We start from the raw sequence: 13496 nt of genomic DNA on the forward strand, positions 1-13496 counted from the left end.
CGTGGGGGGGTGGGGCCCGCACCGCCCGACGACGGCACGTACCCGCCTACTCGAAGATGAACGTGCAACTGTTGGAGCTGATGGTGCTCCCGAACTCCAACTCGGGGACGGTGTTGCCGGACTCGGCGGTGAGCTCCTGCAGTTCGAGGATCGCTTGCATGTGTTCTCCCGGTGTTCTTCCCTGTTCTCCGGAACCCGTTGCCCCGGAAGCTCGACAGCCGTCAGGCGGTGCTGGGCAGGCCGGTCGATTCCGCCCACGTGACGGCCTTCCCGGACAGGCCCGCGGCGGCGGGATCCGCCGCACGGGCGTAGCTGTCCAGCGCCACCAGGACACCCGCCGTCCCGCTGGCCAGGTCCATCGACAGGCGCAGCAGCCGGTGACCGGGAAAGGCCACCGTCCGTCCCGCGCCCGTCGCGTCGCCGCGGCGCACGGCGTGCAGGGCCAGTCGGCGGACGTGGTCGGCACCGGCGCCCGCTGAGCCGGGCTGTCCCATGTTGCCGGCCTGCACCATCACCAGCCCGGCCCTGCCCTGGAGCAGTCCCGGCTCGACGATGAACGGGCTCCGGCACGCGCGGACCACCCCGGTCTGCCACGTCGCCAGACGTTCATCGGGCACCCGCCGCAGGTAGAGCGCGAGTGCTTCCGCCAGCCCACCGCTCCCCTCCCCCAGGTACGGCATCGAGCGGACGCCCTGGACCAGGGCGACCTCTCCAGCCGCGTCGACGCGGCAGTGTTCGAGGTCGGCCTCGATCGCCCGACCGGCCAGACGCAGGTAGGCGTCGTCCCCGGTGTCCTGGTGCCTGCGGAGGAAGAACAGGGCCGCACCGGCGAGTCCGTGCATGAGCCCGGCCCTCGCGCCGTCCGCGGCAGGCGTGACGTCGCCGGACGTGGACACGATCACGGCGAGCCGGTAGTCGATCGCGGCCAGCGCGTCCTGCCAACGGGAATCCCCTGTGACGACAGCCATGTAGCGGAGCACCAGCGCGATCCCCGCCAGGCCGTCGTGGAGGCCGACGGAGTTGACGTCCGCCGTCTTCTCCCCCGCCTTCTCCAAGATCTCGCACGCCTCCTGTTCACGACCCAGTCCGTGCAGCACCAGCGCGACGCCGTGGAGCCCGTCCCACAGGCCCGCGCGTGCCGGAGTGCGCCGAGCCGCCGCCAGGAGCCAGTCCACGTGGTGCTCCTCGACCGGACGTCCGGTCGAGGCAAGGGCGTACAGCACTCCTGCCGCGCCGTGAGCCATCGTGTAGCCGCCGTCGTGCAGCGCCCGGGGATCCCCTGGGAACAGGCGGTCCTGCCGCTCGGGAGTGGCCGAGGCGGCGATGGCTCGGGCCATCGCGTCGGTCAGGGACCGCATCTCCGCCCCCTGTGGATTCGCCGCCGCGTCGGCGAACTCGGTGTTGCGCCGGGACCCGAGGGGGGTCGCCGAGGGCGGGCGCAGGCGTTCGGCCAGGTCGGTGGTCACCTGCTGGGGCACACCGAAGATCTCGGTCACCGCTTCCGGCAGCTCCACGGCCTTCTCCGGGTCCAGGTCGAGCATCTGCGTCAGCGGCAGGAACACCGCCACGCGCAGGCAGTCGAGCGCGTAGAGGTCCCGCGACCTGCCGGACAGGGCGTGCTTGGCGACGAATCCGGGACAGGCGATCGTCGGTTCCGGGTCCAGCCCCGGCCGGTAGGCGACCTCGAAGTCGACCAGCGCGACACGACCGTCGGGACGCACCATGACGTTGCGCGGATGCAGGTCGGCGTAGACGTAACCCCTGTCGTGAATGGCGGAAATCGCTTTCCCGATCTGGTCGACGATGTCCAGCGCGGTGTCGACGTAAGCCCGGTATTCGTCCGCACCGGCACCACCCCTGGTGGCCGGGTTGTGGACCGACAGGAATTCCATCAGCGTCAGGCCTTCGACGTACTCCTGTGCGAGGAAGTGGTGTTCCCAGCAGGTGAAGACCTTCTCGGGCGTGGGGACGAAGTCGAGGTCGCCGAGGTCCTGGAGGGTCCGGTGCTCGCGGTGCAGGCGGGAAACCGCGTCGTGCCCGGCCCCGTCGAGCCCGGCGAACGGCCGCGCTTCGCGGAGGACGACCGCCTTGCCGGACGCCGGATCCTCGGCCAGGTAGATCCCGCCACCGTTGGAGAAGTGCAGCGCCTTCCGCACGGTGTAGGGCATGGGCCCCGTCGTTTCGGACTTGGCCATGAGCTGCTGTTCGGCCAGGTAGTCCGGGAGTTCCACCCACGGCGGCGTCCGGAAGGACGGTCCGCGGGAATCCGGGACGAGCGTGCCGTCCGGTCGACGCACGGCCAGCACCCGTCGACCTCGGTCGTCGACCGCGTACATCTCGTCGAAACCGCCGTACCGCACGTAGAGGGGACCGTTCCGCCACCGCAGGTCGCTCAGCACGTACGGCCCTCGTTTTCCCTCCAGGGCGGTGTTCAGCTCGTCGAGCACGGCACGCAGCTCCACCGGGTCGACGGGGTAGATGGTGATCAGCTTCCCGCTCCTCCCCCTTGGCGCGTTCTTGCTGTTCTGCCGCAGGTGCGTTTGTCGGCGGGTCAGCACCTTGAAGGGGACCGACCGGGCGAAGCAGTACTTGGCGACGATCTCGATCGCGGCGTCCGCGTCCGCCTGCGTGACCGAGACGTGCACCTTCCACCCCTGTTCGGGCAGGGTGGCGACCGACGGCCGGAAGAACGTCCACGTGCTGTCGTTCGTCATCACCCACCCGTCGGGTTCTCGACGCTCGACGAGGGCGTGCCCGTCCGCTCCGCTCACACCGGGGTGGTCGTAGAAGTCCAATCCGTGCTGGTAGTACCAGAAGTAGTCTTCCATGCTGCGAACCACACCTGTCGTGTTGCCGTGGAAGTGAGGCCTGGGAACGACGATGGCATTCGGGCTGGAGATCGTGGAACGCGGTTCCGGACTTCGGGCCGTGCACCAGTGTGCCGCCGCGCGCGGGCCGTCACAATCTCCCGAAGTCCGGTCTAACGACCTGGAAATTCGGCTAACAAAGCGTCTTACGTGGTTCAGCATGACCGCGGGCACGACCGCCACGACACCCCCGTTCGCCGCAGTTCCCCCGCGACGGCAGACCTGCGCTCCGTCCGCTCACGAGCGTCAGGTCGTCCGACCGACGGGCCTAGTCGCCTGCCGACGGGCGGCGCACACTCCCGATCTTCCGAACGATGTCGTCGGCGAAGAGCTGCGTCTCCTCCACGGTGTGAGCGCGGATCGCGCGGCTGAGCAAGGACATGGCGCCCAGGGCGCGCAGCACCGGGGGCATGATCAGCTCGACGGTGCAGTGGAACTCCGAGGTCTCCGCGGTCCGGGCGTTCGCCGACATCGTCCACCGGACCTGGATGGTCGCGGGCACGAGGTGGAACAGGTACACGCGGCTGCGCTCGGACAGCATCTCCACGCGGGACGGCTCCGCCGAGACCTCCTGGTAGTGCTGGATGATCAGGTGTCCGCCGATGGCCTCGACGTTGACGGTGCCGCGGACGCCGTCCTGCACGAACGTCCCCGCGGCGCGATGCCCCCGTGCGCACGCCTGGTACTCGGCGTCGGTCAGCGTGAAGAGCCAGTGCTCCAGGTCGACCTGGTCGATCGGGGCGTTCAGGGTCGCGTGTCCGGTGTGCTTCATGTTCTTCTCACCTTTGCTCGTCATGTGGGCATATTCGTGGAACAGCGCCATGCCGAATCCGGCAGCAATCGCTGTTTCCCTGGGAAAAATCAGAAGGGCAGTGTCATCGAGTAGCTAGCTAAACACCTGTTTGGCCAACTGTACCGCCAAGGAAAACAGTTGTAAAGTGTGAGCATGGAACCCACCGCGGACCGACACCGCAAGCCCAACCCGCGAGGCGCGGGCGGTGAACTGCGCGAGGAGATCGTCGGGGCGGCCACCCGTCTCGTGGAGGCCACCGCCGATCCGTCCGGCATCACCCTGCGGGGCGTGGCCCGTGAAGCCGGGATCACGGCGCCGTCGATCTACCCCCACTTCGACAACCTCGACGCCGTCATGGCCGCGGTCGTCGACCGGGCCTTCGACGAGCTTCGCTCGACCCTGGAGGTGGCACGAACCGACGACCCGGTGGAGCGACTGCGCGCGTTGTGCCGCGCGTACGCGTCCTTCGCCGTGGCCAACCCCCGGCTCTACGGCCTGTTGTTCAGCCAGGAGAAGGTGTCCGTCCTGCGCCAGGTCGAATCCGGCCTGCTGGCCCCGAAGTCGGTGGACACCATGCCCGGCGCCCACGCCTTCGCCCTGCTCGTCCACGCGATCAGCGCCTGCGTCGAGGTCGGCAGGTCCACCAGCACCGACCCGCAGCGCGACGCGACACTCCTGTGGACGGCGCTGCACGGCTACGTCACCCTGCTGCACTCCACGGCCGACTTCCCGTGGCCCGCGCGCGACAGCATGCTCGACCAGTACGCGGACCGCCTCGCCTTCCTCGTCCCGTGAGGACGCGGGAGGTGGAGCCTCAGGTCCGGCGGACGACCGACCGGTCGCGGTTCCGCTGCACGGTGTGGACCACGAACAACGTGAGGAGCAGCAGTCCCACGCCGATCCCCGTGCCGGACAAGGCGACGACGAGCTGGGTGGTGTCCTTCTGGATGCCCGGCCCCAGGTCGGTGGAGATGGGCTTGACCTCGGGGGCGACGGCGCCCGCGCGCTCCGACGGCAGCTCGGCGGTGAGGGCGGCGACGGGGTTGATCATGCCCGCGCCGACCTTGTGATCCCTGCCGTCGTGGTTGCCGGGGTGCTGGGCGGTCATCGTGAGCCGGTCCATGACCTGGCGGGCCGTGAGGTCGGGGAAGCGTTGGCGCACGAGCGCGGCGATGCCCGAGACGTAAGGCGCCGCGAAGCTGGTGCCCTGGATGGTCGTGAGGGCCCCGCGCTCGTCGGCGTTGGCGTTGGTCAGGCCCTGGCCCTTGGGGTCGAGGGTGATGATGTCCTCGCCCGGCGCGGCGAGGCTGATCCACGGGCCCCAGACGCTGAACTGGGACGGTTCGCCGCGGACGTCGATGGACGCGACCGACAGCACGTCGTCGCCGTACCAGGGCGGCGAGGCGATGACCTTGACCGTGTCGGTGTTCTGGTTGTCGTTCTGCACGGGGCAGCCCGTGCCGTCGGTGCCGAGGTTGCCCGCGGCGGTCACGATGACGACGTTCTTCTGGTTCACCGCCCAGTCGATGGCCGCCTGGAGCTTGCGCTCGCCGGTGCTCGGCGTTTTGGGGGTGTCGCAGGAGGTCAGCGAGATGTTGATGACGTCGGCGCCCTTGTCGACGGCGCGGACGATCGCCTTGGCGAGCGTGGTGACCTTGCCCGCGGTCTTGCGCGGGTCGGCCGGATCCTTGGACTCGTACCGGTCGCTGGTCTGCCGGATGGCGAGGATCTGGGCTTCCGGTGCCGCGCCGACGAATCCGGTCGAGTCGTCCTTGCTGGCCGCGGCGACGCCCGCCACCTCGGTGCCGTGACCGTCGCAGTCGGTGGTGCCCTTCTCGTCGACCACGTAGTCGCCACCGGCCTCGACCCGGCCCTCGAGCCGGGGGTGCACCTCGACCCCCGTGTCGATGATCGCGATCTTCACGCCCTTGCCGGTGGCGAACCGGTGAGCGTCCTCCAACCGCAGCACGATCTGCGCGTGCGGCTTCGACAACACCGAGCGGTTGCCGGTGTTGGACGCGATGCAGCCCTTGCTGTTCTTCGTGTACGTGGCGTCCGGTTCCGGCTCCGCGGGCGAGTCCAGCAGGCTCCGGTCGACGGGCGGCGGCACCGAGTTGGCCTGGGTCGACTGCGCCGCGGGCTGGGCGGCGGCCACGGCCGGGGCGAGCGACAGCGGGCCGGTCACGAGCAGCAGCGCGGTGGCCGCCGTGGCGCTCCCCTTCTTCAGGGTGCGGGAAACAGGCACGGTGGTGAGCATCCTCGCGGGAGTCAGGACGGAATCTATCGCTGAATGATTTTACCATGACCTATCGGCGATAAACCGTCAATGTGATCAAGATGAACCCGTGGGACCGCTAGTGTGCCGGTCCCATGGAATGGCTCAACCAGTTGCACACGGCGGCGGCGCACGGGATGGCGAGCGAGGTCGCGGCGATCCTGGGGAAGACCGATGACGTTGACGCGATCTCCGACGGCCGCACGGCGTTGTGGCGGGCGGTGTTCGCGAGGAAGCACGAGAACGCGGACCTGCTGCTGGCCGCGGGCGCGGATCCGACCCGTCCCATGATGTCGGGCTGGTCGCCCGCACGGCTCAGCCTCGCCACGGACCACCCGATCACCACCGACGAGGTCCTCACGCCGACGGAACAGGCCGCGATCGTCGAACGGGACCGCCTGGTCGCGGCACTCGGCAGGTACCCGGAGACGGGCGGCTTCAGCATCGCGTGCGTCGGCGGCATCGACTCCGACGAGGCGGTGCGGCGCCTGGAGGCCGAAGTCGTCGCGGCAGAAGAGGTTCCCGATCTCACGGACTGGTGGGACGAACCGTTCGGCGACGACACGGAGGTCGCGATCGGTTTCACCGACGTGCCGGGCGGGTGCGTCGTGGTGCAGCCCTGGGGCCGCGCGGCGTCACTTCCGGCGGTCACCCGTCCACTGTCGACGGACACGGTCGTCCACGCCTTGTACGACAACCCCAAGAGCGGCAGCCAGGGCAGCGTCGACCGCGACGGCACGACCGTGGACCGGGACCTGGTCCCCGGCGGTTGGAGCGCGGCAGGCAGCACGGCCGAGGTCTTCCTGGCACACCTCTACGCGGGCCGCCCCGTGGCGTACTGCTGCGCGTTCGTGGCACTGCGGCCGGAGAACGCCGAGGCGTTCACCAAGCCCGCCCGGTGGGCGATCCTGCCCGACCGGATCCGCTGGGACCTCTGACCCTATCGCCGACAGTCCTTGACTCTCTATCAGTGATAGGCAAGGCTGGGTGCCAGTTGCCTATCACTGAAAGGGGCGAACGTGGACACGACATCCAAGCCCTCGCTGAAGGTCCTCGTCTGCGGTGGCGGCATCGCGGGCCAGGCGGTGGCGTACTGGCTCGCGCGGGGTGGTCACGAGGTCGTGGTGGTGGAGCGCCACCCGGCGCTGCGCGCGACCGGCGCGCAGATCGACCTGCGCGGACAGGGAATCGACGCGGTCGAACGCATGGGGCTGCTCGACGCCGTCCGGAAAGTACTCGTGCACGAGCCCGGCGTGGCGTTCGTGGACGAGAACGGCAAGCGGTGGGGCGCGATCATGGCCAACACCTCCGGCAAGGGGCGTCAGACCTTGACGTCGGAGTACGAGATCATGCGCGGGGACCTGGTGCGCATCCTGCACGAAGCGGTGGAGGACGACGTGAAGTTCGTCTTCGGCATCGACGTCGAGAGCTTCGAGCAGGACGCGGACCGCGTCGTCGCGCGCTTCTCCGACGGGACCAGCGACGAGTTCGACGTCCTGATCGGCGCCGACGGCCAGGGGTCGCGCATCCGTCGCGACCTGTTGCCCGCCAACGGACCCGACCCGTACTGGCCGGTGGGGATCCACATGGCCTACTGGTTCATCCCGCGCGACGCGACCGACGACGACCTCAGGGAGACCTACAACGCGCCCGGTGGCCGCATGATCATGCGGCGCAGCCACAACGCCACCGAGACCCAGGTCTACTTCGCGCTCTGGGAACGGTCCGAGGAGGCCACGGCCGTCCACCGCCAACCGGTCGACCGGCAGAAGCGGTTCTGGGCCGACCGGTTCCGCGACGCCGGGTGGCAGACCGAGAGGTTCATCGCGGGCATGGGGACGGCCGACTTCTTCTACTCCCACGAGGTCACGCAGGTCCGCATCCCGACCTGGTCGCACGGCCGGGTCGCGCTCGTCGGCGACGCGGGCTACTGCGCCTCGCCCTACAGCGGCATGGGAACCTCCGCCGGACTGGTCGGGGCCTACGTCCTGGCGGGCGAGATCAACCGGAACCCCGGCGATCTCGCGACGGCGTTCGCCGACTACCAGGAAGCACTCCGGCCCTTCGTCGACAAGGTCCAGGCCGCGGTCAACCCGAAGGTCCTGCGATTCGGGTTCCCACGGGGCAAGCTCGGCGTCAACGCCCTCCTCACGATGGGCGCGGTGGGTACCTTCCTCAAGATCCCCGAACTCGCGGCCCGGTTCGCGAAGGAGGATCGAGGCGGCGCCTGGCCGCTACCGGACTACCCGGAACCGCGAACCGATCGAATCAAATGACCGACAGAACAGATGACAGGTGAGCCCTCGACCATGAAGACAATCGGACTGCTGGGTGGAATGAGCTGGGAATCCACCGTGACCTACTACCAGGAGCTCAACCGCGGCGTCCGGGCCAGACGCGGCGAACTCCACTCGGCGAAGTGCCTGATGGCCTCGGTCGACTTCGCGGAGGTCGCGAAGATGCAGGAACGCGGTGCGTGGTCCGAAGCCGGGGCGTACCTGGCCGGTTACGCGCGCGACCTCGAACGCGGTGGAGCCGAGTGCGTCGTGCTGTGCACCAACACGATGCACCGCGTCTTCGACGACCTGCGCGACGCGGTCTCGATCCCCGTCCTCCACATCGCCGACGGCACCGCGCGGGCGCTGACGAACGCGGGCGTCCGCAGCGTCGGCCTCCTCGGTACCCGGTACACGATGGAGCAGGAGTTCTACCGCTCCAGGCTTGTCGAGCACGGCTTGACGGTCGTCGTCCCCGACGAGCGCGAACGCGGGATCGTGCACGACGTCATCTACCACGAGCTGTGCCTGGGGAAGGTGCTGGACCAGTCCCGTGCCGCCTACCAGGAGATCGTCAGCTCGCTCGCGCGCAGGGGCGCGGAAGCGGTGATCCTCGGGTGCACCGAGATCGGGCTGCTGCTGAACGCGGACAACAGCCCGCTGCCCGTGTTCGACACGACGCTCCTGCACGTGGAGGCCGCGTTGGACTGGGCACTCGAGGAGTCCTGACCGACGGCAGCGGACCCGTGGGCCGCGACGACGTGCCACAGCACGTCATCGCGGCCTGATCGCGTCTCGCCCCGGCGCGGCCGAGCGGTGGTGGCGACCTCGGTCGCCACCACGTCGATCCTCCTCACGCGCCGACCAGTTCGCTCAACTCGGCGCGGGTGCGCACGCCGAGCTTGCGGTAGACGCGCGTCAGGTGCTGCTCCACGGTGCTGACCGTGACGCGCAGCGAACCCGCGATCTCCCGATTGGTGAAGCCCCGCAAGACCAACCGCGCCACCTTGGTCTCGGCCGCGGTGAGCCCACCGTGCTCGAACCGGTGCTCCTCCGGCACGTCGACTTCGTCGAGGCCCGGCTCATCGGCGGACATCTCGGCCAGCGCCAGCCCGCCGCCGCGCCCGCGGGCCAGCTTCACCGCGCGGCGCAACACGGACCGGCCGAGAACCACGTCACCCGCGACGCGGTGGCGTTCGGCCAGCACGGCCAACGTCCTCGCCTGCTCCAGCCTGTCGCCGCAGCGTTCCAGAACGGTCGCCGCCACACTCAGCAGGGCGTGGGCCTCGTCACCGGAGAGCGTCCCGGCTTGGGCGCGCAGCGCGAGCCCGCGCGTGCGGGAGTCCGACGCGGGGACGTGCGCGAGCTGTTCGACGGCCCACTCGTGGGCTTCCTCGAAGTGGCCGAGTTCGGTGAGCGCCTCGGCCAGGTCGACCCGCCAGGGCAGCAGTCCGGGCAGCTCCAACCCCCAGCCATTGAGCGCGTACCCGCAGGCGCGGAAGTCCGCGATGGCCGCTCGAACCGCGCCGGTGGCCAGGTGGTGACGACCGCGAGCACGCAGGCGCAGCAAGCCGTAGGGGGTGAGCGTGCAGTTCTCCGGCAGCGGCCGGAGCAGGTACCGGCCCACTTCCTCGTGCCTGCCCTGCTCGGTCAGCGCGAGCAGGCGCACACCGACGGCGAGCCCGGCGGGCACCGAATCCGCCTCGTCGTCCACCAGTGCGAGCGCCTCGGCGGCCTGGGCGACCGCGCCTCGCAGGTCGCCGCAGGACAACGCGTGCGCGGCGGCGGCACTGAGCACCGCCGTCCGGAATCGGGCGGGCAACTCGACACCGGCCAGTCTGGCGAACGCCTGTTCGTCGGGGTCGAACTTCTCGGTGGCCAGCAACGCGAACAGCGCCAGGTGCAGGAGTTCGAGGTCCACGGATCGTGCGATGACCTGCTCCACCAACTGCTGCGCGCACGCGACCACCAGTCCCACGGACCCGGTGCCCAACGCGGAGACCAGCTCGGCGGCGGCCCCGACCCACGGACGGCTCGCGACCACCCGCTCACAACCCGACCCCGCGCCCGTGCCGCGTGGGGCAGCGACGACACCGGGGTAGAGGTGGTGCGCCCAGACGCGGGCGATGGCCGGTTCCACCCGATCGGGACCGACTTCCTCGGCGAGGTCGAGCACCCGCGCGGCACCGTCCGGACGGCCCTGCCAGGCCAACCTGCGAGCGAGCAGAGCCAACGACGGGACGGACAGGTCAGCGGCGCCGATGCCCGCCAGGGCGTCGAACTGCCTGCCGACCTGGCTCGCGCCCAACCACCAGCGCACCTCGGCCAGCCGGACCTCGATCTCCGCCAACGGCGTTCCGCCCTCGTCCACCGCGCCGACCAACGCCGCGAGTATCGACAATTCCTGGTCCCGTTCCGCCAGACGCACAACTCCTCCTTCACACCTGCCGAATCCCGCGTTGGTACTCACTGCCCACAAATTGCCAATTGACCCCCAGAGCCCGATCACGAAACACGTCGAATTCCAGTCATAACTCTTACCTGGCTGCGATGGCCTTTTGCGGAGACCTCGAACTCGTCGATGCCCCATCACTGATAGGCTGCCAGGAGTGATGAAGTTGGACCGCGACACCATCGTGAACGAAGCGCTCACCCTCCTCGACGAGTTGGGGCTCGACGCGGTGAGCACCAGGCAACTGGCGAAACGCCTTGGCGTGGAACAACCTTCGCTCTACTGGCACTTCCGCAACAAGGCCTCACTGCTCGACGCGATGGCCGAAGCCGCCATCGCGAGCCACGCCACAGCACCGTTGCCAACGCCGTCGGACGACTGGCGCGACTGGCTCGCAGAGAACTCACGCAGCTTTCGGCGCGCGCTCTTGGCACACCGGGACGGCGCACGACTCCACGCCGGAACAACCCCTCAGGGCACGGACCTCTCCCGCGCCTTGCACAAATTGCAGTTCCTGGTCTCCGCCGGGCTTCCCGAGCACGACGCCCGAATCGCGATGCTCACCACCAGCCACTTCACGGTCGGCAGCGTCCTGGAGCAACAGGCGGAGGAGAACGACGACTCCGAAGGTCCCGGCCTGGACCGAGCGGAAGCGTTCGAAGCAGGTCTGGCCTTGATCGTCGACGGCGTCGCGAACCGACCCCGCTGACTCAGCCCCTGCGTCCGACGTCGCCGCGCGCGATCTTGGCGAGAGCGAGGAAGGCGATGACCACGACCGTGAAGAGACCCACGACCATCGCGGTTTCGTTGATGGCCGCCGTACTCCACACAGCGCCTGATTCGTCGACGACGGTGTAGGTGTCGGCGCCGATGAAGTACGGGACGAAACTCAGTCCCAAGGACGCGTAGATCAGCGTCGGCTGGACGAGTGAAACGTCGTTCACCGTCCGAATGCCCTGCGGAGCCCCGCTTTGCGCTCGACCGAGGATGAACGCCAGGATTTGGAAGTACAGATAGGTGACGAACCACCAGCCGAGGTAGTTGGTGTAGGGCACACCGAACACGCCGCCGCCGTCGTGCCACGTCCAGTTCCCCTCGACAGTCGAGGCCTGCGCGTCCGCGGCCACGTCGAACATGGTGATGACGGCAGCGGCCAGCATCGGCAGGATGACGAGGTTGACCTTGCCGACGCGCTCCCGCCGGTCGAGGCGTTCGTCAGCCCTGTCCAGCACGATTGACGCGCAGAGCCAACTGACGTAACCGAGTCCGAAGTAGACCGGGCCCACGAGAATTGGGACGTGCAGGAACTTCAGGTCTCCGTTGTAGTGGTAGTCGCCGAACGGAAACCCGGTCTCGACGCTCAGGTTCTCGAAGAAGTTGCTCACCACGAAGGTGACGACGAAGAAGGTGAGAAACCGCCTCCAACCGTAACGACGAAGCCCGTGCAGGAACGCGAACGGGATCGTGAGCGGCAGGACCACGGACGCGGCGGCCGTACCCGTGAGGGGCAGGAGCAACGCGACGAGCACAATCGCTACAACGAGTACCCACTGGACGACGTCCAGGACCTTTCCCCGGAACTGGGCGCCCGCCTGCGGCACCTGGACGTCGGTGGCGTGCGTCATCGCCATGACTTCGGCCTCGATTCTTTCGGAAGGCTGCAAAAGGACATGGCGGCATCACTGGTTCAGGCCCTCAGCCGGTTGAGGCCCTTGCCGTGTGCCACACCCGTACAGCAACCTTTCACTGATAGATTCCGATCATCTCCTATCACCGATAGGCTGTCAAGATGGCGAAGCTGAACCGCGAGATGGTGATCAACGAGGCGCTGGACCTGCTGGACGAGGTCGGCCTGGACGGCGTGAGCACCAGGCGCCTGGCGAAGCGCCTCGGCGTCGAGCAGCCTTCGCTCTACCACCACTTCCAGACCAAGGAGATGCTGCTCAACGCCATGGCGACGGCCGCGATGGCACCTCACTCCACGGCTCCGCTGCCGAACCCCGCGGACGACTGGCACGCGTGGTTCCTGGACAACTCGCGCAGTTTCCGCCGAACGCTCCTGACACGACGGGACGGCGCGAGACTGCACGCCGGAACCAATCCGCAAGGCGCGGACTTCTCCCGCGCCATCCTCAAGCTGCGGTTCCTCGTCGCGTCAGGACTGCCTGAACAGGACGCCCGGATGGCGATGCTCGCCGCCAGCCACTTCACGGTCGGCAGCGTCCTGGAGGAGCAGGCCGCCGCCGTCCAGGACACCACCACCGACGACGAACCGAACTTTGACCACGAGTCGGCGTTCGAAGCCGGGCTTGCACTGATCCTCGACGGCCTGACCACTCGCCGTCCTCGCGATGACCAGCCGTGAGCAGGTCGAGTTATTGGTCTCGCATCATCGCGACCGGCCTCAGCACCCTTCCCGGAAGGTGATCAGGATCGGCGTCGACTCGGTGTGCTTGCCGTCGGTCGCCCACAACTCCGAGTGGTACTCCCCCGCGGGCGCCGGTCCGATCGCCACACCGGCGAAGACGTTGATGATCGCGGAACCGGGCGGGTTCACGTGTGAGCCGGGAGGGAGGACGGACGAGCCCTTGAAGACCGCGTTCGGCGGCAGGTTCGAGATACCGGTCGTGATCGTCTTGGACCACTTGCCCACCACGGAGCCGATGAAGTAGGCACCCGGATGACCGAAGTCCGGGTCCACGCACATCCCCTGGTCGAACTTCTCCATGCTCCACGTCGCGGCGACCGCCGGAGCAGCGCCCGCCGCGACCAGTGCCAGGCTGGCCGCGACCGTCACCGTAGCCTTGAGTGCTCGCAAGGGTCCTCCTTCACG

General features: G+C 68.7%; 12 protein-coding genes. 6 read left to right on the forward strand and 6 right to left on the reverse strand.

Annotated elements, in window-relative coordinates:
- Positions 1-221: 221 nt before the first annotated feature.
- Positions 222-2828, reverse strand: coding sequence for a class III lanthionine synthetase LanKC (gene lanKC, locus NZH93_RS26440; RefSeq protein WP_259625901.1), 2607 nt, complete (start codon positions 2826-2828; stop codon positions 222-224).
- Positions 2829-3135: 307 nt separating this feature from the next.
- Positions 3136-3663, reverse strand: a complete 528-nt coding sequence (locus NZH93_RS26445; RefSeq protein WP_259625902.1) for a hypothetical protein — start codon at positions 3661-3663, stop codon at positions 3136-3138.
- Positions 3664-3813: 150 nt separating this feature from the next.
- Between NZH93_RS26445 and NZH93_RS26450 the strand changes: the two genes are divergently transcribed.
- Positions 3814-4455 carry a TetR/AcrR family transcriptional regulator gene (locus tag NZH93_RS26450; protein WP_259625903.1) on the forward strand — a complete coding sequence of 214 codons (642 nt, stop codon included), beginning with the start codon at positions 3814-3816 and terminating at the stop codon, positions 4453-4455.
- Between the two features lie 19 nt (positions 4456-4474).
- Here the strand turns inward: NZH93_RS26450 and mycP are convergent, their stop codons facing one another.
- The gene (mycP, locus tag NZH93_RS26455; RefSeq protein ID WP_259625904.1) at positions 4475-5905 is read right to left on the reverse strand and encodes a type VII secretion-associated serine protease mycosin; all 1431 of its coding nucleotides are present in this window, start codon (positions 5903-5905) and stop codon (positions 4475-4477) included.
- A gap of 125 nt (positions 5906-6030) precedes the next feature.
- On the opposite strand from mycP, the gene NZH93_RS26460 reads away from it, so the two are divergent.
- The 3 genes from NZH93_RS26460 (at position 6031) to NZH93_RS26470 (ending at position 8940) form a co-directional block, all read left to right on the forward strand.
- Positions 6031-6873, forward strand: a complete 843-nt coding sequence (locus tag NZH93_RS26460; protein WP_259625905.1) for an ankyrin repeat domain-containing protein — start codon at positions 6031-6033, stop codon at positions 6871-6873.
- 81 nt (positions 6874-6954) lie between these two features.
- Positions 6955-8211 (forward strand): FAD-dependent oxidoreductase, encoded by a 1257-nt coding sequence (locus NZH93_RS26465; protein WP_259625906.1) that lies wholly within the window; start codon positions 6955-6957, stop codon positions 8209-8211.
- Positions 8212-8244: 33 nt separating this feature from the next.
- Positions 8245-8940, forward strand: coding sequence for an aspartate/glutamate racemase family protein (locus NZH93_RS26470; RefSeq protein ID WP_259625907.1), 696 nt, complete (start codon positions 8245-8247; stop codon positions 8938-8940).
- Positions 8941-9064: 124 nt separating this feature from the next.
- On the opposite strand, the gene NZH93_RS26475 is transcribed toward NZH93_RS26470, so the two are convergent.
- Positions 9065-10639, reverse strand: coding sequence for a helix-turn-helix transcriptional regulator (locus NZH93_RS26475; RefSeq protein WP_259625908.1), 1575 nt, complete (start codon positions 10637-10639; stop codon positions 9065-9067).
- Positions 10640-10823: 184 nt separating this feature from the next.
- Here NZH93_RS26475 and NZH93_RS26480 point away from each other — a divergent pair, with 184 nt between their 5' ends.
- Positions 10824-11372, forward strand: a complete 549-nt coding sequence (locus tag NZH93_RS26480) for a TetR/AcrR family transcriptional regulator C-terminal domain-containing protein (RefSeq protein ID WP_259625964.1) — start codon at positions 10824-10826, stop codon at positions 11370-11372.
- A 1-nt stretch (position 11373) separates the two neighbouring features.
- Here the strand turns inward: NZH93_RS26480 and NZH93_RS26485 are convergent, their stop codons facing one another.
- Complete coding sequence (locus NZH93_RS26485; RefSeq protein WP_259625909.1) at positions 11374-12294, reverse strand: carotenoid biosynthesis protein; 921 nt, start codon at positions 12292-12294, stop codon at positions 11374-11376.
- A 158-nt stretch (positions 12295-12452) separates the two neighbouring features.
- On the opposite strand from NZH93_RS26485, the gene NZH93_RS26490 reads away from it, so the two are divergent.
- Entirely contained in the window at positions 12453-13028 is a 576-nt protein-coding gene (locus NZH93_RS26490; protein ID WP_259625910.1) for a TetR/AcrR family transcriptional regulator C-terminal domain-containing protein, read from the forward strand.
- 39 nt (positions 13029-13067) lie between these two features.
- On the opposite strand, the gene NZH93_RS26495 is transcribed toward NZH93_RS26490, so the two are convergent.
- The gene (locus tag NZH93_RS26495) at positions 13068-13481 is read right to left on the reverse strand and encodes a DUF5980 family protein (RefSeq protein ID WP_259625911.1); all 414 of its coding nucleotides are present in this window, start codon (positions 13479-13481) and stop codon (positions 13068-13070) included.
- Positions 13482-13496: the final 15 nt, after the last annotated feature.

The sequence above is a fragment of the Umezawaea endophytica genome, assembly GCF_025061645.1.
In the GTDB taxonomy this organism is placed as follows: domain Bacteria; phylum Actinomycetota; class Actinomycetes; order Mycobacteriales; family Pseudonocardiaceae; genus Umezawaea; species Umezawaea endophytica.

What these genes read in the sequence shown, in the direction of transcription:
- NZH93_RS26490 (WP_259625910.1), top strand. Translation starts at nt 12,453, where the DNA reads ATGGCGAAGCTGAACCGCGAGATGGTGATCAACGAGGCGCTGGACCTG.
- NZH93_RS26445 (WP_259625902.1), bottom strand. Translation starts at nt 3,663, where the DNA reads ATGACGAGCAAAGGTGAGAAGAACATGAAGCACACCGGACACGCGACC.
- NZH93_RS26485 (WP_259625909.1), bottom strand. Translation starts at nt 12,294, where the DNA reads ATGGCGATGACGCACGCCACCGACGTCCAGGTGCCGCAGGCGGGCGCC.
- NZH93_RS26450 (WP_259625903.1), top strand. Translation starts at nt 3,814, where the DNA reads ATGGAACCCACCGCGGACCGACACCGCAAGCCCAACCCGCGAGGCGCG.
- lanKC (WP_259625901.1), bottom strand. Translation starts at nt 2,828, where the DNA reads ATGGAAGACTACTTCTGGTACTACCAGCACGGATTGGACTTCTACGAC.
- NZH93_RS26470 (WP_259625907.1), top strand. Translation starts at nt 8,245, where the DNA reads ATGAAGACAATCGGACTGCTGGGTGGAATGAGCTGGGAATCCACCGTG.
- NZH93_RS26460 (WP_259625905.1), top strand. Translation starts at nt 6,031, where the DNA reads ATGGAATGGCTCAACCAGTTGCACACGGCGGCGGCGCACGGGATGGCG.
- NZH93_RS26480 (WP_259625964.1), top strand. Translation starts at nt 10,824, where the DNA reads ATGAAGTTGGACCGCGACACCATCGTGAACGAAGCGCTCACCCTCCTC.